At 56.9% G+C, this 20309-nt stretch carries 16 protein-coding genes; 9 read left to right on the plus strand and 7 right to left on the minus strand.

All coding sequences use genetic code 11. From position 1 onward, the window contains the following. Positions 1–22: 22 nt before the first annotated feature. Positions 23–2212, minus strand: coding sequence for an anthranilate synthase (locus ACQZ5M_RS03645; protein ID WP_449079090.1), 2190 nt, complete (start codon positions 2210–2212; stop codon positions 23–25). A 295-nt stretch (positions 2213–2507) separates the two neighbouring features. On the opposite strand from ACQZ5M_RS03645, the gene ACQZ5M_RS03650 reads away from it, so the two are divergent. Further along, complete coding sequence (locus ACQZ5M_RS03650) at positions 2508–3470, plus strand: extensin family protein (RefSeq protein ID WP_449079091.1); 963 nt, start codon at positions 2508–2510, stop codon at positions 3468–3470. A 50-nt stretch (positions 3471–3520) separates the two neighbouring features. Here the strand turns inward: ACQZ5M_RS03650 and ACQZ5M_RS03655 are convergent, their stop codons facing one another. Continuing rightward, positions 3521–5755 (minus strand): TonB-dependent hemoglobin/transferrin/lactoferrin family receptor, encoded by a 2235-nt coding sequence (locus ACQZ5M_RS03655; RefSeq protein ID WP_449079092.1) that lies wholly within the window; start codon positions 5753–5755, stop codon positions 3521–3523. Positions 5756–6116: 361 nt separating this feature from the next. On the opposite strand from ACQZ5M_RS03655, the gene ACQZ5M_RS03660 reads away from it, so the two are divergent. Beyond that, the gene (locus ACQZ5M_RS03660; RefSeq protein ID WP_296014488.1) at positions 6117–6638 is read left to right on the plus strand and encodes a TIGR00645 family protein; all 522 of its coding nucleotides are present in this window, start codon (positions 6117–6119) and stop codon (positions 6636–6638) included. Positions 6639–6847: 209 nt separating this feature from the next. Further along, positions 6848–7564 carry a helix-turn-helix transcriptional regulator gene (locus tag ACQZ5M_RS03665; protein ID WP_296082067.1) on the plus strand — a complete coding sequence of 239 codons (717 nt, stop codon included), beginning with the start codon at positions 6848–6850 and terminating at the stop codon, positions 7562–7564. 108 nt (positions 7565–7672) lie between these two features. Here the strand turns inward: ACQZ5M_RS03665 and ACQZ5M_RS03670 are convergent, their stop codons facing one another. The 4 genes from ACQZ5M_RS03670 to ACQZ5M_RS03685 all read right to left on the minus strand — a co-directional run bounded on the left by ACQZ5M_RS03670 (position 7673) and on the right by ACQZ5M_RS03685 (position 11442). Then, positions 7673–8872, minus strand: coding sequence for a DUF2333 family protein (locus ACQZ5M_RS03670; RefSeq protein ID WP_449079093.1), 1200 nt, complete (start codon positions 8870–8872; stop codon positions 7673–7675). Between the two features lie 104 nt (positions 8873–8976). Continuing rightward, positions 8977–10014, minus strand: a complete 1038-nt coding sequence (locus ACQZ5M_RS03675) for a hypothetical protein (RefSeq protein ID WP_449079095.1) — start codon at positions 10012–10014, stop codon at positions 8977–8979. A gap of 265 nt (positions 10015–10279) precedes the next feature. Next, positions 10280–10729 carry a pseudoazurin gene (locus ACQZ5M_RS03680; protein WP_449079096.1) on the minus strand — a complete coding sequence of 150 codons (450 nt, stop codon included), beginning with the start codon at positions 10727–10729 and terminating at the stop codon, positions 10280–10282. A gap of 131 nt (positions 10730–10860) precedes the next feature. Then, complete coding sequence (locus ACQZ5M_RS03685) at positions 10861–11442, minus strand: thymidine kinase (RefSeq protein WP_296014495.1); 582 nt, start codon at positions 11440–11442, stop codon at positions 10861–10863. Positions 11443–11651: 209 nt separating this feature from the next. Here ACQZ5M_RS03685 and ACQZ5M_RS03690 point away from each other — a divergent pair, with 209 nt between their 5' ends. The 4 genes from ACQZ5M_RS03690 (at position 11652) to ACQZ5M_RS03705 (ending at position 15484) form a co-directional block, all read left to right on the plus strand. Continuing rightward, positions 11652–12611, plus strand: coding sequence for a choline ABC transporter substrate-binding protein (locus tag ACQZ5M_RS03690; protein WP_449079097.1), 960 nt, complete (start codon positions 11652–11654; stop codon positions 12609–12611). A gap of 93 nt (positions 12612–12704) precedes the next feature. Further along, positions 12705–13556, plus strand: coding sequence for a choline ABC transporter permease subunit (gene choW, locus ACQZ5M_RS03695; RefSeq protein ID WP_296014496.1), 852 nt, complete (start codon positions 12705–12707; stop codon positions 13554–13556). Further along, positions 13553–14599, plus strand: a complete 1047-nt coding sequence (gene choV, locus ACQZ5M_RS03700; protein ID WP_449079098.1) for a choline ABC transporter ATP-binding protein — start codon at positions 13553–13555, stop codon at positions 14597–14599. The genes choW and choV overlap by 4 nt, the downstream gene beginning before the upstream one ends. Positions 14600–15166: 567 nt before the next feature. Then, a complete protein-coding gene (locus ACQZ5M_RS03705; protein WP_296014500.1) occupies positions 15167–15484 on the plus strand; it encodes an ArsR/SmtB family transcription factor in 318 nt (105 codons plus the stop codon). 314 nt (positions 15485–15798) lie between these two features. Here ACQZ5M_RS03705 and ACQZ5M_RS03710 read toward each other — a convergent pair whose 3' ends face one another. Beyond that, entirely contained in the window at positions 15799–16968 is a 1170-nt protein-coding gene (locus ACQZ5M_RS03710) for a DUF3095 domain-containing protein (protein ID WP_449079099.1), read from the minus strand. Positions 16969–17277: 309 nt separating this feature from the next. On the opposite strand from ACQZ5M_RS03710, the gene ACQZ5M_RS03715 reads away from it, so the two are divergent. Continuing rightward, entirely contained in the window at positions 17278–18384 is a 1107-nt protein-coding gene (locus ACQZ5M_RS03715) for a branched-chain amino acid ABC transporter substrate-binding protein (RefSeq protein ID WP_449079100.1), read from the plus strand. A gap of 184 nt (positions 18385–18568) precedes the next feature. Then, entirely contained in the window at positions 18569–20275 is a 1707-nt protein-coding gene (gene ade, locus ACQZ5M_RS03720; RefSeq protein WP_296014504.1) for an adenine deaminase, read from the plus strand. The last annotated feature ends 34 nt before the right edge of the window (positions 20276–20309 follow it).

The raw sequence follows: 20309 nt of genomic DNA on the forward strand, positions 1-20309 counted from the left end.
GACGCCGCCAATGGATTTGTAATCAGGCAGCCTTGGTCTTTGCCTTGCGCACCAGATGCGTCACCACGTTCTCAATCATCCGCATGCCGGCATCGCCGCCGAGCGTCATGATCGATTCCGGGTGGAACTGCACCGCCGCGACCGGCTCCTTCGTGTGCTCGATCCCCATGATCGTCCCGTCTTCGCTTTCCGCCGTGATCATGAAATCGCGGTGTAGCGTAGCAGGGTCGGCAAAGATGGAGTGGTAGCGACCGACCGTTACTTCGTGGCCAAGGCCGGAGAAGACGAGACCGGGTTCCAGCACGCGGATGCGCGAGGGCTTGCCATGCATGGGAATTGCCAGTTGGCGCAACTCGCCCCCATAGGCTTCCGCCAGCGCCTGAAGCCCGAGGCACACGCCGAAGATCGGCAGATCGCGAGAACGCGCAGCCTTGATCGTCGCCTTGCAATCGAAATCGCTGGGATTGCCGGGTCCAGGTGACAGAACCACGAGATCAGGCTGGAAGCGATCGAAGATTTCTGCCGGAACGGGCGTGCGTACGGTGGATACCGTTGCACCCGTCTGGCGGAAATAGTTGGCGAGCGTATGCACGAAGCTGTCTTCGTGATCCACCAGCAGGATTTTCACACCGGTTCCGACCTTTGCGGCATCACGCTTGCCGGCGGTGGAGTTCTGGGTTTTCGCATCGCGAATGGCTGCAATCATGGCCGATGCCTTCAGTTCGGTTTCCGCTTCTTCTTCCTGTGGAATGGAATCGTTCAAAAGCGTCGCCCCTGCTCTGACTTCTGCAATCCCATCCTTGATGCGGATGGTGCGCAGCGTCAGTCCGGTGTTCATGTCGCCATTGAAGCCGACCATGCCGATCGCGCCACCATACCATGCGCGCGGGCTCTTTTCATGCTTCTCGATGAAACGCATGGCCCAGAGTTTTGGCGCACCGGTAACGGTTACAGCCCAGGCATGGGACAGGAAGCCATCGAAGGCATCCATATCGTCGCGCAGACGGCCTTCGATATGGTCCACCGTGTGGATGAGCCGTGAATACATCTCGATCTGGCGGCGGCCAATGACCTTGACCGAGCCCGGCTCGCAGACGCGGCTCTTGTCGTTGCGGTCGACGTCCGAGCACATGGTCAGTTCGGACTCATCCTTCTTCGAGTTCAGTAGCTTGAGGATCTGTTCGCTATCGGCAATCGGGTCGTCGCCGCGCTTGATGGTGCCGGAAATCGGGCAGGTCTCGATACGGCGGCCGGAGACGCGCACGAACATTTCCGGCGAGGCGCCGACCAGATATTCCTGATGGCCGAGATTGATGAAGAAGGAATAAGGCGACGGGTTGATCGCCTTCAGGCGACGGGAAATGGCCGATGGATTGCTATCGCAGCGCTCCATGAACTTCTGGCCCGGCACCACTTCGAAAAGGTCGCCACGGCGGAAGCTTTCCTTCGCCTTCACCACCAGTTCGGAATATTCGCCAGGATGATGGTCGCCACGCGGCGGGATCGTGTCGGTTGTCTTGAACGGCTCCTGCGCGGTCTCTTCCGACTTGCCGAGTGTGGTCACACCGGCCTTTTCGAAATCGTAGCGATCAATCCAGGCCTTGGCGGAATAGTGATCCACCACCAGAATTTCATCCGGCAGGAAGAGAACCATATCGCGTTGATCTTCCGGGCGTTGCAGCGACAGCTTGATGGCGTCAAACTGGAAGGCAAGATCGTAACCGAAGGCGCCGAAAAGGCCGATGGCGGAATCCGCGCTGGAATAGAACAGATCGACAATGGCGCGCAGCGGCGAAAAGACCGTCGGGATCTTGGAACGCTCTTCCTCGGTAAAGACACGGTCCGGCTCATTGACCATGAGATCGAGACGGCGAGCCGTCAATGCACCCAGCGTCAGATCCGGTGTTGCTTTCAGCTTCTCTGCAATAAAGGACAGCAACACTTCGCCGCGACCATTATAAGCCTCGATCCACATCTTGCGGCCGAAGGAGGAAATGCCAAGCGGCGGATCGATGATCGCGGTATCCCAACGGGTATAGCGGCCAGGATATTCGTAATTGGATGAGAAGACCGCGCCGCGACGGGAATCAAGACCGTCGACATAGCTGTCGATCGCGCTGGCATAATCGGCGGCGCGACGCGTGCGCGAGACCTTGATGCCGCCCTTGGTATGGTAGGTTTCCGAACCGTCATCCTGAGTGATTGTAACCATTTTACTTGCAGTTCCCGTTTTTTAGACCCGTTGATGACCGGCGGCAAAATAACAAAAAAGCCGCCTGAAATTTCGGGCGGCTTGGACGTGTCGTGTGAACATGACTGGTCAAGGCCGCCTTAGCTGCCCCACCACCAGATCGCAATGTTCTTCGACGTTGTGTTCATGGGCCAAATTGTTAGCGGCAACAGACGCCCTTGGCAAGCGGATTTGCGGGCACGCCTGAACCGGATGGCTCATTGGCGCGTTGTCGCTTTCGCGCAACCAATTGCGCAACAGGGGGCGACAGACCAACATGCTTCAACGTTTCTTCATTCTGGCCGCGGCATCCTTGCTGATCGCCGCATCCGAACCACCCAAACAGGTTCCAGTTCCAGAAGCCAAACCTCAGCAGGAAACGCCTGAACAGCCAACCTCACCGAAGAAAGGCGAGGCGTCGCAGGAGCAGGTCCAGCCCCCGCCGGAAAACACGGTGCCAAAGCCGCAGGACAAACCCGAGACACCAAGCTCTCAGGAGGCTGTACCGGCAGGGAGCGATAAAGCCAGCGAGACGGCTAGCGAGAAGAAATTGGAGGATGGAAAGCAGGAGACGGACAAAGCCACGGATGGAAAGCCCGCCGATGGCAAAACAGCCGAGGAAAAGCCTGCCGAGGAAAAGAAAGCCGAAGAACCCGCGCCCGAACCACTGATGCAAGAGAACCCGGAAGACCTGAAAGCCTGCCTGTCGCAACTGAAGGAACTTGGCGCCGAGTTTCGAGAGGTCGAGCCAATTAAGGGCGAGGAAGATGGTTGCGGCATTGCCGCGCCGCTGGAAGTCACCGCTGTGCTGCCCGGCATCAAGCTCGAGCCGAAGGGAACGATGCGTTGCGAGGCAGCTCTTGCGCTTTCCCGCTGGACGAAGGACGTCGTCCTCCCCACCGCCAAAATCGCCATGCCCGACCGCCAGGTCACAGCCTTTGGAAACGCCTCCACCTATATCTGCCGCAACCGCAATAGTGCGGCCACGGGCAAGATGTCCGAACACGCCAAGGGCAACGCCGTCGACATTGCCACGATGACATTCGACAAGGGCGAACCTCTGGTGATGAAACCGAGGGCCGAAGACGGCACCATGGAAGGCGCCTTCCAACGCTCCATTACCACCGCCGCCTGTTTGTTTTTCCGTACAGTCCTCTCCCCCGGCAGCGACGCCACCCACCAGGACCATCTGCATCTGGACGTGCTGGAGCGGAAGGGCGGGTATCTGTACTGCCGTTGAAATGACATGGGCGACCGAGGCCGCCCATTCCATGATTAAAGACGAGCGGCTTAGAATTTCTGTGTCAGAGAAATTTTGAAGCTGCGGCCCGGCTCGGAATAGAAATCAACAGGCTGGTTACTGCTTGAGACGGTATTCGGATTGACGTCACGAACACCCACTGCGTTCCAGTATTTACGGTCGAACATATTATAGACCCCGGCCTGAATGCGAAGCCCTTTGGTCTGCGTCGGCTCCCACCAGGCAGTCACGTTGGCGATGCCGTAACCGCCAGCATCGAAAGTCGCGTCATCATGGTCATCACGCATCCCACCCGCAAATATTCCTGTTAGTTCCGTTCCCCAAGACTCATCAGAGTAACCGATACCAACAATCGATTTGACCGGCGCTACCGTGCGGATCAACTCGTTCGTGTCAGTGTCCTTTCCATAGGCGTAGGCAAGAGAAGCATGCGCGAAGAAGCCGTTGGAAAACTCCTGTCTCACCTTTGCCTCTACGCCTGATATCTCCACATGCGCGCGATTGATATAGGTGAACAAGGAGCCCGTTGGGCTACCACCCGGGCCGGGAAAGAGTGATGTTGTCGTCTGATCCTGCTCTATGAAGTTCCGATATTTGTTATGGAAAGCAGTGATGCCCCCGGTTGTATCACCGTTCTGATATTTCGCTCCGACTTCGAAGCCATTGCTGGTTTCCGGTTCGAGATAGGGATTTCCCACCACTGCATAGCCGCGGGCGATATTGGGGAAGCTGAGATAGAGTTCGTTGACTGTGGGAGCACGGTAAGCGGTGGACCATTGGGCGAAAACCTGAACCTCCGGCGTCAGATCGTAACTCGCCATCAGTTTCGGAGAAAACCGTGAGCCATTGCGATCCTGGGGCAGTCCGAGAGTGGCGTAGGACGGATGAGTAGAGATATCGCCCGAGGGATCGTAATCGAAGTAATCGAAACGGATGCCGGGTGTCAGGCGAAAGCCGCTCGTGCCAAAGGCGATTTCGTCCTCTGCGTAAAGGCCGAGGCGATTGCCGTTGACATGCGGAATATCCGCCGAAGACGCCGCGGCGGAAGAGCCGGTGACAGAGGTGAACCATTCCTTGAAATCAAAGGTCGAGGCATCTCCTCCGATGCGAACGGTGTGGTCGAGACTGCCCGTATCGAACGTGGATGTCAGACCGCCGACGAGCCCGAAGGTACTGTCGCGCATGAAGTCTTCGCGCGCGATGGGCTGGCCGTTGAGTTGCAAACCTCCAGAACCGGACTCTTTCGATAAAGCCTGCCAGTAAGCGGTCAATCGCGCTGTGTCGATCACAGCGTCCGCGGATGGCGCCTCGAACTCGTAATCGAGAGACAGCCGTTCACGCAGCGTATCGTCGTAACCGGAATACGCACCAGGCAGATAAGTGCCGTGCAACGTCTTGAGGTCGGTATCACTGTTCATCTGGTAGCGTTCCGCCGTAATGCCGATGCGGTGGCCTCCCTCCAGATCCTGGCGAAGCTTGAACATCAGATTGTTCTGGTCGTAATCGCCGGGGTTTGGCTTGGTCCTGCGGATACCCAAAATGTCAGCGGTGCCCTTATTGTCTGTTTCATGCCCCCGCTTGTAGGATCCCTGAAACAATACGGACGTGTTCTCGATCTTGCGCGCGACTGCAAGTGTACCGCCTGCGCTTCTGTCCTCGCTATCATAGGTCGTTTTAGCCACTCCGCCCCACTCGCGTCCTTCACCGATGAGGTCTTCCGGCTCCAGCGTTCTCAGCACCAGTGCTCCGGCCAATGCGCCTGAGCCTACGCGGCTGGAATCGGACCCGCGCAGAATATCGACGGCAGATAACGCAGAGAAATCGAAACTGGAGGCCCCGCTGCTCATTGTCGAGGTTGCCTGCCCTGCGCGGGCGAAATTCTCAAAGAATGGAACGGGGATGTTGTCAACGAGCGTCGTGACGCGCGCGCCTCCCAGACCACGAACAAACAAGCCGCCAATTTTGCCAGGCTTCGGCGCAATAAAATCGACGCCCGGCTCAGTCGTATTGCCAAGGTCGCTGAGGCTGCCAATGTCTTTCTTGCGGATCTCTTCCGCAGTCGTTTCGCTGGCGAATGGAGTGTCGGACGACACGGCGTTCCCAGGCTTCGTCCGCGCACCCTTGATAATGATTCGTTTCAGCACGGTGGGTTGTTGATCGTCCTGTGTGGGTGCGGTCTGCGCCTCTGCGGCAACGGTAGTGGACAGCACAAGCGCAAGCGCCGTGCAGACGAACAAGGCGGACTGAGAACCGCGGATAAGCATGATTGACCCCCTGATGACGAGCGGCAAGAAGCACGCGCGGCGGTGCGCGCTACAGCCTCGGGCTAGCTCGACGGATATGTGCTGAAATGTGACGGCTATGCCGTGAACGGAGGAGTAGAAAACATGATAGTTCGAGTCAACATAATAAACATGATAATAATTATCATCATTTAGCCGAATGCAATCTGTTGCGATAATGTGACACTAAGCCGGAGACCAGTTGCATACGGCTCAAGCGCCAAAAAACGCTGATAACCAAGATTTGCGAACACCACTGACTTGAAGATCAATTTCTTCCGCCTAGATCACCGCTCTACGATCGTCAACGTATCGCAACGCAGGCCGGAGGCGCCCCGCCAATATGAAATCGCTTGAACTCATTATCGAACGGATCATTCTTTCAAGCCGCTGGCTTCTGGTCGTGTTTTACTTCGGCCTTGTCGCAGCTCTCGGCGTTTATGCCTTTTCCTTCATCCTGAAGTTTCTCAAGATCGCGAAAAACGTTTTCGTCTACACCGACGCCGAGATGATCCTCGCCATGCTGGCCTTGATCGACGCCGCATTGGTAGCGAGCCTGATCGTCATGGTGATGATCTCAGGCTACGAAAACTTCGTCAGCCGTTTCGATGAAGCTGACGATCAGGTCTCGTTCCTCGGTAAGCTGGATGCAGGCAGCCTGAAGATCAAGGTCGCCTCGTCCATCGTCGCTATCTCCTCCATCCATTTGTTGCAGATTTTCCTGAACGCCAACCAATATTCCGACAGCAAGCTGATGTGGTTCACCATTATCCATCTTGCCTTCGTTGTTTCGGCGGTGATGCTCGGCTTCCTGGAAAAGCTGATGAACAAGCAGAAAGCGTCCAAGGTCGACCCCGACTTGTGAAGCCCTGCTCCGGCAACGCTTGTGAAGGTCCCACACCATAACGCTCGCTGCTTCCTTTTCGGCAATCAGCGAACGGTTATTCAAGTTTAAACGATTAAAAGAATCCGCGGCACATTCAAATGTGTGACTATTGGAAGTAAGGGGTGGAATTTTGTGGTGATTGATATATGCCTCAAGCATAACATATGAGCGCATTGAATGTGGTTAAGATGACGACATTGGAACGGCAGTCACTATTCAGTCAGGAAATCTTGGCTTCGCAGAACCGTTCCGACTGGTTGAAAACTGTCTCCGCCATGGCGCAGACTCTTGGCTTCTCGCACGTGACGTTGATGAAAGTACCGTGCACGGAGGAAAAGCTTCTAGCCCCTATTATCCTCGAGACGACACTACCTGCCAGCTTCATCAGGGCAATGGACGAGCATTCCACGCTGCTGGAATGTCCCATCCTGGGAAAGATCGCCCACTCATCGATACCGCAGTACTGGTCTATGCGCGAAGAGGTCTTTTCGTCCTCGGTTTGCCAAGTCATCAAAGATGGATTGGCACGACAAGGCATTGACACCGGCGTGATCGCACCGATCAATTTTCTGAACGGCCGTCGTTACGTTTTGCGTTTCGAAGGTCGGGCGCCAAAGCCAAGCCAAGCCGTCCTCAACGAAATCGGCATCATCTCCATCCACGCGTTCGACGTATACGACCGCGTTCGCAAGGCTGAAATGGCGGTGCCGAGATCCTTGACGAAGCGGGAGATCGAAGTCATTCGCTGGACATCCCACGGCAAAACGTCGTCCGAGATTGGTCAGATCCTGTCTCTCTCGGACCACACCATCAATGCCTATCTCAACAATGCCATCAAAAAGCTTGACTGCGTCAACAGAACGCAGCTCGTCGCCAAGGCGATCCGGCTGAAGGTCATTAGTTGAGCGTCTGCGAACCTTTTTAAAAAGCAAAATATCGCAACTCGACAAGGACTTAGACCTTAAACACTGACCGCCCTCCCGATGAAAACTCACCGGAAGCGCGATCTCAGTTCAGCGGTCAAGGACGGAGCGCAGTTCCACTAGGTTAGAGCGCACTCTCAGCACGTAAAAACCCATCGTCGCAAGATGCGAAGGCATGATCCATCCGCTTTCGTCACCATTTGAGATAACGAATGGTTGTATCCGCAGGGCTGCCCGCGTCTGCGCCAGCGTATCGTTCCATAGGCTTGTGACATTGCGCTCGCGAATGACCTGCTGGAAATCCACGCCCGCCGCCGAGAGGATGCCGTAGTAACCGTAAAGCTGGCCATAGGCGAACCAGAAGCGATCATCTGCGCGCGTGTCGAACCAGCCGCCATTGTAGTTCTCGGAGCGTTCACGAAGGATTGCGGACGTGCCGCCGATATCGTTGGCGATACGATCGATGAACTGGATCAAATTGTCCGCGCGCGTATCGAAAACCGAGGTACACTGGCTGAGGCTGACATTGAACTTGCGCAGGCTCTCCGCCGCTGAACGATAATAGCTTGGCGTTGGCGTCTTCGGACCGAAGGGGCTCAGACCGAAATACCAGGAATATTCGTCATATTGCAGATTGCCGCGAGCATTCTGAAGGTCGTTATTGATGCCGGAGGTACCGCGAACGCGACCGAGCGTATCGACCAGCTCTACTGCCGTGCGGCGAACCGCCTGGTTTACACCGCGCTGGAAAGACGCCTTGTTATCGAGAAAAGGCGTGCTGTCCCAATCCATGCCGAACAATCCGAGCTTGTACAGCAGCATCGAGGATATCCAGGCATTTTGATCGACATTGAAGTCGATGAGACCTGCCGCGACGTCTACCGTAGCGGAAGGCTGGCAGCTGCGCGCAGACGACGCTGGCGCTACCGGAGCCGCAGCAGCTGTCGTTGCCTCGGCCGCAGGCTGCGCGCCGGTTTGCGCTTGGGGCACAGTTGCCGGAGCGGCTGGCAGTTCCTGCCCGGCGCTGACGGTACGGGTCGAAAGCTTGTAATCGTCGACATAATCCGGATTGAAGTTCGTCCAGACCTGGGTTTGCCAGATGAAATAGCCATAAAGACCAAAAAGCAGCACGAGACAGACGGCGAGCGGCGCCTGTATCATCCATGTCCGTTCGCCCGCGTGGCCCCGCCGGGCGCGAAACGGCCAGATCAGCGCTGCACCGATGACCGAAAGGCCCCTTCCAACCGCGCTGAAAATGCGCCGAAAAAACGCCAAAACGGAATCAAGCATGCTCACCTCTCTCGATTGTCATCGGACGGCCAACCCCTATCTGAGTAAGACGCCATCCTCAAATAGGTGCGCGCTGGAGCGTTGCAAAGCGCGCAGCCATCTTTTTAGGTCTGACCCGTGCTTTCAATGGCGACCACGCGAGCGCGCGCGACCCTGTAACGACGCGTAAAGGCATCCTTCACCGGCATCCGGCGCTTATCGATATCATCGAGCGTGATGGTATTATGGGCGTGTATTCTCAAAAGATCGAGAAGATGCGGTCGCGGGACATTGTCTACCTGGGATATATCCTGCATCAGCGCGTCGAGCGTCATCGTTACTGCGCCGTAGAGTTGAATGGCGCGCTCCATATCCAGCACCAGAATGTTATAAAGCGTTGCATGCGCTGAAAGGCGCTGGGTGGCTTGCTGCGAAAGAGCTTCCTGTAACAGAATATGCTCCTCGAGCCGTTCATGGCGCGCCCTCGTCAGGCGATAGTCCCGCTCTTGCTCCTCAAGCGTGAGAGAAAGCGCCTCGCGCTCGGCCTCCAGCACCACCCGCCGCTTGTCATCCGTAACGCTTCCCAGTTTCCATTGCACGGTTGCCAGGGTTGCGTTGATCTCTTTGAGCCGCTGTCGCCCGGCTTCAATCGTCGTTGCCGCTTCCCGACGCTTTTCCATAAGGTCGACCAGCGGCGTTTCACACTTTTCATGAAGGTCGGACGCAGCGCGTTTCTCCTCCGACAGAAGTGCGGCCACATCATCGCACAGAAAAAGCAATCGCTTCAGCTCCTGTGCGATGGCAAGTTTTTTCACCCGCTCGGCCCTCAGTTTCATGGCCTTGCTGCGGGAAAAGAATGTCATGAGCTTTTCATAGCGCGTACGCTCACTGGCCGCGTGAAAGCTTTCAAAGGCTTTCTCGATTTCGCCGGACAGGGAGAGTGTGAGATTGGCAAAATTTTTCTCGGCCTCGTCATAACGCGCCAAGACCGCATCGAGAGCCTGCCGCTCGGCACTATCATCGCCCTCCGCTTTGACGGCGATATTCCCTGTTACGTAAAAGCCCTTGAGCCGCTCAAGCAGATCAGCCTCGGCCAGGCGCATCGCGCTCACTGCCGCCTTGACCTTTTCAATTTCACCTTCCAGTGGCGGCGTCTTCGCCATGGCGTTCCTCTCCCCGAATCGAGTTGGCACTAAAGCATGATCCAGAAAAAAACGCGCAAAGGTTTTGCGATAACGCCATGCATTCAACAGAGAATCAAAGCTGGGAGCGAATCTGAGAAAATGGCGACGCGCCCTGTCGTCCTTGAACCAAGCACCGTGCTTTCCTGTAGACCGCCCGCTTTCATTTATCCACGAACAACCCGATTCTCAACGCGATGGATTAAAGGACAAGCGCATCACCACACCGTCGAGCGGGGGCGCAGCCTCACAGATTGAGCTTCGCCAGCTCCGCGTCCAGGCGGTCGCGCGCCTTCTTCGGCATTTTTCCCGCCTTGACCGCATCCAGATTGCTCGGCGCATCGCCAACGACCACCAGCGCCACCATGCCCATGCCGAAATGCGGCGTGCATTTGAAGACGTAGGCGCCCTCTTTCTCCACCGTCACCTTCAGCGCCTCGTTCATCTTACCTTTGGCCTCGGTAACGCCATCCGGCAACAACTCCTTGATCGAGGCGGCGTCATGGCCTTTGTCGACTGGAACGAAGGAGATCACATCGCCGACATTCACCTTGACCGCTGCGGGTTCGAAGACCATGGCCTGACCATCCGCTCCCTTGTTCAGCATCTTGATCTCGATCTCGGCAGCCGCAGCCGGAAAGCTGAAGATGCCGGCAACGACTGCCGCGGTGAGAAGGTGAAGAACCCTGTTCTGCATTGCGCTTACTCCTGAAAGGGAACCGCTTGATGCGGTCCGTCGGCAAAAGGTCCTACGCCTGAACGAGCGCTGCCTCTTTGACCAGAGTCAAATTGCGCGTGATATCCTGGCGCCGTGCCAGGAGCGTGCCCTCATTCGCCCTTCACCGCTTCGACCCAGTGGCGACGGCAGAAGGAAATATATTTTTCATTGCCGCCGACGTCGATCTGGGCACCTTCCTTGACGACCGCGCCGCCTTCGTCGAAGCGCGCCACCATGGTGGCCTTGCGACCGCAATGGCAGATGGTACGGATTTCCCGAAGCTCATCCGCGATGGCGAGAAGTTCTTTCGATGCGGGAAAGAGTTTGCCCTGAAAATCCGTGCGCAGACCGTAGGTCATGACCGGAATATTCAGCCTGTCGGCAATATTCGCCAACTGCCAGACATGGTGCTCCGAAAGGAAGTTCGCCTCATCGATGAAGACGCAAGCCACCGGCTCCTCCGAGTGCAGTCGCGCAACTTCGGCAAAAATATCCGTGCTGTCTTCGAAGATCATCGCATCCGATGACAAGCCGATGCGCGATGCGACCTTGCCCACACCCGCCCTGTTGTCGAAGGCTGCGGTAAAAATGAGCGTACGCATTCCACGCTCCTGGTAGTTGTAGGAGGCCTGCAGAAGCATGGTGGATTTTCCGGCATTCATTGCCGAATAGTTGAAATAGAGCTTCGCCATCATGGCCTCCGATGCAGGTTTGTGCTCTTTTGCCCCGCACGGAGAGCGGAAGGAAGGGTGCAAGCGCAAAAGTCACAGCTTTCGCTTCGCTCGTCGCAGCCGGTAGCCGACAATGTCGCAAACAGCGCCATTGCCCACGCAAATACGCATGAGTTGATTGTGATTGGCGGATATTGATAATGATACGGGAACAAAAAAGGGAGTAAGCAATGCTTGCACAACATCGTCGCTGTCTGGTTCTTGCCGCGGCAGTCTCCGCAATCGCAGTCCTTTCCACGAGCGCCATGGCGGCTGAAGCCAAAAGCTGCGGAACGGTTCGCTTCTCGGATGTCGGCTGGACCGACATTACCGCAACCACAGCCACTGCATCTGCGATCCTGAAAAGCATCGGCTACGAAACCGACGTCAAGCTTCTCTCCGTTCCGGTTACCTACAATTCTCTGAAAAACAAGGACATCGACGTCTTCCTCGGCAACTGGATGCCGACGATGGAAGGTGACATCAAGCCTTATCGCGAAGACAAGTCGGTTGAGACGGTGCGCGAGAACCTGACGGGCGCGAAATACACACTCGCCACAAATGCCAAGGGTGCCGAACTCGGCATCAAGGACTTCAAGGATATATCAACCCATAGCAGCGAGCTCGGCGGCAAGATTTACGGCATCGAGCCCGGCAATGACGGCAACCGCCTCATTCTCGGCATGGTCGAGAAGGACACCTTTGGTCTGAAGGATTTCCAGGTGGTGGAATCCTCCGAGCAAGGCATGCTGGCGCAGGTAGCACGCGCCGATAAGGCCGGTGAGCCGATCGTGTTCCTCGGCTGGGAACCCCACCCGATGAACTCCAATTTCAAGCTGACCTATCTGACGGGCGGCGATGACGTCTTCGGCCCGAATCTCGGCGGCGCGACGATCTACACGAACGTTCGCAAGGGTTATCTGGATGAATGTCCGAATGTCGGCACCTTCCTGAAGAACCTGCAATTCTCGCTTCCGATGGAAAACGAGATCATGGGCAAAATCCTGAATGACGGCATGGAAGGCGAAGCCGCAGCCACCGCATGGCTGAAGGCCAACCCGAGCGTTATCGAGCCATGGCTTGCAGGCGTGAAGACCAAGGACGGCAGCGGCGATGCGCTGGCGGCAGCCAAGAAGAATATCGGCCTGTAAGGGCCGGTAAATTTCCTATCACGCCCGGCTTCCGAACGCTTGAGCGTCGGAAGCCGAATAAATGAACCCGTTCACGAAAGGCAAAATCTTACCGTGGAATGGCTCAGTGCACCCCAAAATCGTTTACCGGTCGGTCGTTATGCCAAAGAGGCAATTGACTGGCTGACCACAAATCTTTCTTTCTTTTTCGATTGGTTAGCCTTTATTTTCGGAAGCGTCATCGACGCCATCCTCTATGTCCTCCAGGCGCCCCACCCCCTTGTCATAGTAGCGATACTGACCGCGCTCTCCGCCTGGATGAGACGCTCGATTGGCATGCCGCTCTTCACAGCCCTCGGCCTGCTTCTCATCATCAATCTCGGATACTGGAAAGCAACGACCGAAACGTTGGCGCTCGTGATCGCCGCAAGCTCGGTCTGTATGCTGATCGGCATTCCGCTTGGCATCCTCGCGGCTCGGCGAAAATGGGTCTATAGCGTCATGCGCCCCGCGCTGGACCTGATGCAGACGATCCCGACCTTCGTTTATCTCATCCCTGCACTCGTGCTTTTCGGACTGGGCATGGTGCCGGGCCTCATCGCAACCGTGATCTTCGCGGTCCCTGCTCCCATCCGTCTCACACGTCTGGGCATCATTTCCACGCCGCCGGCGCTGGTAGAGGCCGCAGTGGCTTTCGGCGCAACGCCGTCACAGGTCCTGCGCAAGGTCGAACTGCCCTTCGCCATGCCGCAGATCATGGCGGGCCTGACCCAGACCATCATGCTATCGCTGTCCATGGTGGTCATCTCGGCGCTCGTCGGCGCAAACGGTCTTGGCGTGCCTGTCGTGCGCGCCCTGAACACCGTCAACATAGCGATGGGCTTCGAGGCGGGTCTTTGCATCGTCATCGTCGCGATCATTTTGGACCGGCTGTTTCGCCTGCCAGGCTCGGAGGATGAGGCATGAGTGACGCAATCATCTTCGGCAACGTCGATATCGTCTTCGGCGACAATCCCAGCGCCGCCCTCCCTATGATCGATGCAGGGCGAACCCGCAGCGACATCAACAAGGAAACCGGCCTGGTCCTTGGCGTCGCCAATGCCTCGTTGTCGGTCAAGGAGGGCGAAATCCTCGTCCTCATGGGTTTGTCGGGCTCTGGCAAATCGACCTTGCTACGCGCCGTCAACCGGCTTGCCCCTGTGGTGCGCGGCAATGTCAGCGTCAAGACCGACACCGGCTTTGTCGATCCCTACATGGCGTCGACGAAGGTACTGCGAGACCTTCGTGCGCGCACCGTATCGATGGTCTTCCAGCAGTTCGGCCTTTTGCCCTGGCGAAATGTGGCTGACAATGTCGGCTTCGGGCTGGAGCTTTCAGGCATGCCGGAAGCCGCACGCAAGAAGCGGGTGGCCGAACAGCTCGAACTCGTCAATCTGTCCGACTGGGCCAACCGCAAGGTGGGTGAACTTTCGGGCGGTATGCAGCAACGCGTTGGCCTTGCACGGGCCTTTGCGACCGGTGCGCCGATTCTTCTGATGGACGAGCCGTTTTCAGCTCTCGATCCCTTGATCCGCAGCCGTCTCCAAGATGAGCTTCTCGAGTTCCAGAGCAGGCTGAAGAAGACGATCCTCTTTGTCAGCCACGATCTCGACGAGGCATTTCGCATCGGCAACCGCATCGCCATGATGGAAGGCGGTCGCATTATCCAATGTGGCACGCCGCAGGACATCGTTCGCAACCCTGCCAATCAATATGTCGCGGATTTCGTTCAGAACATGAACCCGATTTCCATGCTGACGGCAGCAGATGTCATGCGGCCTGGCGTAATGGCAGAAACCGGCAACATGCCGGTCGTTGCGACCGCCCGTCCCTCTTTGCCGCTGGTCGATATACTGGACGCGATGGCAAAACAGCCAGGCACCATCGGCATTGTCGAACACGGCGCGGTTATCGGCACGATCGGCCCGGAGGATATCGTTCGCGGTTTGACGCGTCATCGCAATCGATGATGTCCTCGCGGCAAAACGATCAGCGGCCTTAACCGAAGAGCTGCCTTGACACGAAGAAGCAGAGCACCACAGATCAAGCGGTGCTCTGCAGGCAAACAACAGATCGCAACGCCTGAAGATGACTGAGCGCGCTGTCTAAAGACAGATCAAACAAAAATGACAATCGCCCAAGCACGCAAGAGTAGAACCCACCCGCGCGTCACACCGACGACCCGGTTCTACCCGAGATGGGTTAGCACTTGATTTTAGGCGGTCATGACACCAAGCCTAAAACACCGATGGTGGAGCCCAAAAACTGCCCAAAAACAAAAAAGATTATTTGACCGTCTGTTTGGCGATAAACATTTCTTATTTTTCATCTGAAATGCCGAAATTCAGAAAATGATGCTAAAAAATACACCGACCAAACGGAAATATATTATTCAACAAAACACTAATAAAGAATAGCCTTTACCTTAGATTTAGGTATATACAGTCCTGGTTCCGCATTGATACACTATCACCTATTGGGGGCATTCGTGCCTCAGGGGAGTGGCCAAGGGGCGGCTTCGTTTCAGGAGAGCGTGAATGACGACGCAGACATTATCAGAACAAGCCAATTCGGCGGCAGGCCTTCTGTCGGCAATGGCAAACCCGAAAAGGCTGATGATACTGTGCAGCCTCGTCGAAGGCGAAGTCCCGGTGGGCGTTCTTGCAACGCAGGTTGGATTGAGCCAGTCGGCACTATCGCAGCACCTTTCGAAGCTCCGCGCACAGCGGCTGGTAAAGACGCGCCGCGATGCGCAGACGATCTACTATTCCAGCACATCAGACTCCGTGAAAAAAGTCCTGGCGACGCTGGAAGAGATTTATTGCGCGCAAAGCGATAACAAGTCTGCAGCCTGAACGCATGAGCAGCTGATAGAGTCCGCTGCTCCTGGTTTTTGCTTAATGTCGGCCAGCCAGCAACGCCGGATATTTTTCGGCAATTGCCCATCGGCTTTATGGTCTTGAATACCAATTGCTTCACGTATGTCTGCGCGCACACTGCACTCAGGTCAGAGTTGCTCGTCAGAGGAAACGGCGATCTCTCGGCAATAAAGCGTCCTATGCGCGTCTCGTTGGACGCACATAGGACGCTTTATGTTTTTTATCGAAGCATCGTGCTTTTCCGAAAAGCGGCCCCGATTTTCGAACGGGTACAGTCGATCCCTTAGGTTTCAGGCTGATAAAGCCGCTTGCTCCTTGAGTATTTGCGCGGCACGCGCATAGCCACCGGCGGCGCCGTCCACGAAATGCATGTGGTCTCGCGAGAGCGGGCTCGGGACGATGCACGTCATCAACGCAGCGCCCTGCTCATGCAGACCGTAGAAGCACACGCCGTCCCGTTCGGCGCTTCCTAGCCGCGCCTTGATCAGGGATAGGCGGTGGCTATCCACATCGACTGTCATCTTCAAACCGTCGTCGAACTTGCGGAAATCCGTATTGCTGGCCACGGCGCTCTTGTACTGAACCGGATCGAAGCGCCCGATTGGCTTTCGCAGCCGGTAGAGAACACTAATCAACACTGTCTGAAACGCCACCCAGCACCCTTTGCGCAGTTGCGACAGCCGATCGCCGAAGCCGGACAGCGCCTTGGCTTCCATGACGAGTCCATCGCGAATGAAGCCAAGCGGAGGCCCTTCGACCGGAACCGGATGTCCACCGCGACCATCCTCGTTGGCAAGGCTTACGATGTCAGCCACCAGTCGCCGAAAGCCTGTCATGTCGCCACCTGGACGCGGCATCGCGATGATCGACACGACGGTTCCGTACCGCGCCTCGATGGGGTTCCAGCGACACGAAAGACCTGAGAGGTCGGGCCGCTCTCCGGGTGTAGCGCTCTCAACCGTATAGCGTCCGCCCTTCATCTGCATTTCTGCCCAATTGTTTCCCCCACCCGAAAACATCGCATAGGAAACATCGTCGCTCGCCTGAAACCGCGCCACGCGTACGTCCAGTCCTTGCGCCCGGATTTCCGCCACCGGAACGATGGCCGCTCGCAATGCCAGCCCAAGATCGTCGCTGACCCACGCCCGCACCTTCGAGAGAGCGTCGCGGGAAGCATCGATCGCGTTGGGCGGGACGGCAATCGCCGCGCCGTCTCCTCCGAAAACAAACGGCAGGTCGTGACGTTGAAGCGCGTTGAGAACGGCAGAAATGACACCGGCGCCGGCCATGTTGACAGCCTTGTATCGACCGCTGGCGATTGCTTCAGTGGAATCGACGATATCGGCAAGCGCCAGCACCCAGCCGTCCGGCAGAGGTCGATAAAGTGCTGGCTCCGCGACGTCCTCGAAATGCCGGAAGACAGGAAGGGTGCTTAGAAATTCTTCATCGGACGACAGCATGCCCCGCATTATCCTCCCCGCTCGTCGCAAAAGCCAGTGGTGATCTCAGGATATTCAGGGCAAGCAGCGAAGATCGTAGCATGCTCGCGATAACATAGCTTTTACCTGAGCTTTTACGCCGGCGGGACCGTTTCGGATCAAACACGGCTTGCTAAATTGCCATCGCCTTGCCACAACGAGCGCCGGGGTACGGAATTCAAATGTGAAACGGAACTCCTTTGCCCGGCAGACGAAGGCTTGCCTCGAGCAAGCTCACGTAGCCACAGCCGGGTCGCATCGGGCAAGACGCCCAACCCAAGGAGAAATTGAATGAAAACCAAGATTTTGACGGGCCTGGCCCTTGCCGCGTCCGTGGCCTTCGCACCGGCAGCGCGTGCCGATATCGTCATCGGTCTGGTAGCACCGCTCACGGGTCCAGTTGCCGCTTATGGCGATCAGGTGAAGAACGGCGCCCAGACGGCCGTGGATGTCATCAACAAGAATGGCGGCATTCTCGGTGAGAAGGTTGTCCTCAAGCTGGCGGACGACGCAGGCGAACCGAAGCAGGGCGTATCTGCCGCAAACCAGCTGGTTGCAGATGGTGTCAAGTTCGTCGTTGGCCCGGTCACCTCAGGCGTTGCCATTCCGGCCTCCGACGTTTTCGCTGAAAACGGCGTTGTGATGGTGACGCCGACTGCGACTGCACCGGATCTCACCAACCGTGATCTTTGGAACATTTTCCGTACTTGCGGTCGTGACGATCAGCAGGCCGAAGTCGCCGCCAAATTTGTTCTGGCGCAGTTGAAGGACCGGCAGATCGCCATCATTCACGACAAGGGCGCCTATGGTAAAGGCCTCGCGGATGCGTTCAAGAAGACCTTGAACGAAGGCGGCGTAAAGGAAGTCATGTATGACGCCCTGACACCGGGCGAAAAGGATCTGAGCGCGCTGACGGCGCGTCTGAAGTCGGAAGGCGTGGATGTCGTTTATTTCGGCGGCTACCATCCTGAAGCCGGCCTCCTGGTCCGTCAGCTGCACGACATCGGCGCCAAGGCGACCGTGATTGCCGGTGACGGTCTGTCCAATTCCGAATTCGCCAACATCGGCGGCACGGCTGCCGACGGTACCATCTTCACCAATGCCGCCGATGCGACGAAGAGCGCCGATTCCAAGGCTGCGTCCGAGGCCCTCAAGGCCGCCAACATCCCGGCAGAAGCCTTCACGCTCAACGCTTACGCAGCCGTTGAAGTGCTCAAAGCCGGCATCGAAAAGGCCGGCTCTGCTGAAGATTCCGAAGCTGTTGCCAAGGCGCTGAAAAGCGGCGAACCGATTGCGACTGCCATCGGCAAGCTGACCTATGGCGAAACGGGCGACCTGACCTCGCAGGCCTTCTCGCTCTACAAGTGGCAGGGCGGCAAGATCGTTTCGGCACAGTGATGCGTGGCGTCTCGCTTGCCTCAGCCTCGTAGTCGCGGCTTGAAGCACGCGGTACGACACCAGACAATCCGACCGAAACATCGACTTGATAGACCGGGCGCGTTCTTCGCGCCCGGTTTTCTTTTGCATGGGGATGCCTTTCCGGGCTTAATTGGCCAAGGCAAGAATCGAAATGAGGTACAGCGTGGGATCTGAACTTGAACGCAGGATCGACCAGGGTGCGGGGCGCGAAAAGGCAGACATCGTCCTGAAAGGCGGCCGCTTTTTCGATCTTGTCACTGGCGAGCTTGTCGCCTCCGACATTGCGATCTGCGGCGATACGATTGTCGGAACCTGTGAGACCTATCAAGGTGTCGAGGAAATCGACATCAGCGGCAAGATCGTCGTTCCCGGCTTCATCGATACCCATCTGCACATCGAATCATCCTTGGTCACGCCGCATGAGTTCGACCGCTGCGTTCTGCCTTATGGCGTGACGACCGCGATCTGCGATCCGCATGAAATCGCCAATGTGCTGGGCGCGCAGGGTATTCAGTTTTTCCTGGAGTCCTCACTGCAGACCATCATGGATATCCGTGTCCAGCTTTCCTCATGCGTACCGGCCACGCATCTGGAAACGGCGGGCGCTGACCTTCCCATTGAAAAGCTTCTGCCCTTGCGCGATCACCCCAAGGTCATCGGCCTGGCAGAGTTCATGAATTTTCCGGGCGTGATCCACAAAGACCCGATCTGCATGGCGAAACTCGAGGCGTTTCAAGGGCAGCATATCGACGGGCACGCGCCTCTTCTCTCCGGGACAGGGCTTAACGGCTATCTCTCGGCAGGCATCCGCACAGAGCATGAATGCACAAGCGCAAAAGAGGCACTGGAAAAAATTCGCAAGGGCGTTCATGTTCTTGTGCGCGAAGGGTCCGTGTCCAAGGATCTGCACGCGCTGATGTCGATCATCACAGAACGCCTGTCGCCCTATCTGGCTCTCTGCACCGATGACCGCAATCCCCTCGATATCGCCGAGCAAGGCCATCTGGATTATATGATCCGAACCGCAATCGCCAACGGCGTAGAGCCCCTTGCCATCTATCGCGCAGCCTCGATCTCGGCGGCAAGAGCCTTCGGCCTACGAGACCGAGGTCTTGTCGCGCCGGGCTGGCGCGCGGATCTCGTGGTGATCGACACATTGCAGAACTGCAAAGCGGACATGGTCTTTTCTGCGGGCAGACACGTTACGCCAGAGCTTTTTGCCACGCGCAAACCCGTCGCACCAGTCGGCCTCGACAGCGTTAAGGCGCGGCCCGTTCTTGCGGCACATTTCGGTGTGCCGGCAAGGCAAGGAAAAACGTCCGTTCTCGGCGTGCTGCCAGGCAAGATCATCACCGAACATCGCCGTTTCAAACTGCCGAGCGATGGCAATCAGACGACCGTCGATCTCGACAACGACATCATCAAAGTGGCCGTCATCGAACGGCACGGAAAGAACGGCAACCATGCCAACGCCTTCGTGCAGGGCTTCGGCCTGAAGAGAGGCGCCATTGCATCCACCGTCGGGCATGACAGCCACAATATCTGCGTCGTCGGCGTCAGCGAGGACGATATGGCGCTTGCGGCCAATCGCCTGGGAGAAATCCAGGGTGGCTTTGTTGTGGTAGAGAATGGCGAGATCACTGGCGAGATTGCCCTTCCGGTGGCTGGTCTCATGAGCCTGGAGCCCTATGAGACGGTGCGCGATACGCTGCACACGCTGCGTAAGGCCGCCTATGCGCTTGGCACCACGCTGGAGGAACCCTTCTTGCAGGTCGCGTTTCTACCGCTTCCGGTCATTCCACATCTCAAACTTTCGGACAAAGGGCTGGTAGACGTGGATCTCTTCCAACTCATTGATGAAGCGCCTTGACTAAAAATGGGCAAAGTCGCGGAATGACAATAAA

The organism is Rhizobium sp. 22-785-1, from assembly GCF_053521965.1.

What these genes read in the sequence shown, in the direction of transcription:
- ACQZ5M_RS03680 (WP_449079096.1), bottom strand. Translation starts at nt 10,729, where the DNA reads ATGCAGAACAGGGTTCTTCACCTTCTCACCGCGGCAGTCGTTGCCGGC.
- ACQZ5M_RS03670 (WP_449079093.1), bottom strand. Translation starts at nt 8,872, where the DNA reads ATGCTTGATTCCGTTTTGGCGTTTTTTCGGCGCATTTTCAGCGCGGTT.
- ACQZ5M_RS03690 (WP_449079097.1), top strand. Translation starts at nt 11,652, where the DNA reads ATGCTTGCACAACATCGTCGCTGTCTGGTTCTTGCCGCGGCAGTCTCC.
- ACQZ5M_RS03715 (WP_449079100.1), top strand. Translation starts at nt 17,278, where the DNA reads ATGAAAACCAAGATTTTGACGGGCCTGGCCCTTGCCGCGTCCGTGGCC.
- ACQZ5M_RS03685 (WP_296014495.1), bottom strand. Translation starts at nt 11,442, where the DNA reads ATGGCGAAGCTCTATTTCAACTATTCGGCAATGAATGCCGGAAAATCC.
- choV (WP_449079098.1), top strand. Translation starts at nt 13,553, where the DNA reads ATGAGTGACGCAATCATCTTCGGCAACGTCGATATCGTCTTCGGCGAC.
- ACQZ5M_RS03710 (WP_449079099.1), bottom strand. Translation starts at nt 16,968, where the DNA reads ATGCTGTCGTCCGATGAAGAATTTCTAAGCACCCTTCCTGTCTTCCGG.
- ACQZ5M_RS03675 (WP_449079095.1), bottom strand. Translation starts at nt 10,014, where the DNA reads ATGGCGAAGACGCCGCCACTGGAAGGTGAAATTGAAAAGGTCAAGGCG.
- ACQZ5M_RS03650 (WP_449079091.1), top strand. Translation starts at nt 2,508, where the DNA reads ATGCTTCAACGTTTCTTCATTCTGGCCGCGGCATCCTTGCTGATCGCC.
- ACQZ5M_RS03665 (WP_296082067.1), top strand. Translation starts at nt 6,848, where the DNA reads ATGACGACATTGGAACGGCAGTCACTATTCAGTCAGGAAATCTTGGCT.
- ACQZ5M_RS03655 (WP_449079092.1), bottom strand. Translation starts at nt 5,755, where the DNA reads ATGCTTATCCGCGGTTCTCAGTCCGCCTTGTTCGTCTGCACGGCGCTT.
- ACQZ5M_RS03645 (WP_449079090.1), bottom strand. Translation starts at nt 2,212, where the DNA reads ATGGTTACAATCACTCAGGATGACGGTTCGGAAACCTACCATACCAAG.
- ACQZ5M_RS03705 (WP_296014500.1), top strand. Translation starts at nt 15,167, where the DNA reads ATGACGACGCAGACATTATCAGAACAAGCCAATTCGGCGGCAGGCCTT.
- ACQZ5M_RS03660 (WP_296014488.1), top strand. Translation starts at nt 6,117, where the DNA reads ATGAAATCGCTTGAACTCATTATCGAACGGATCATTCTTTCAAGCCGC.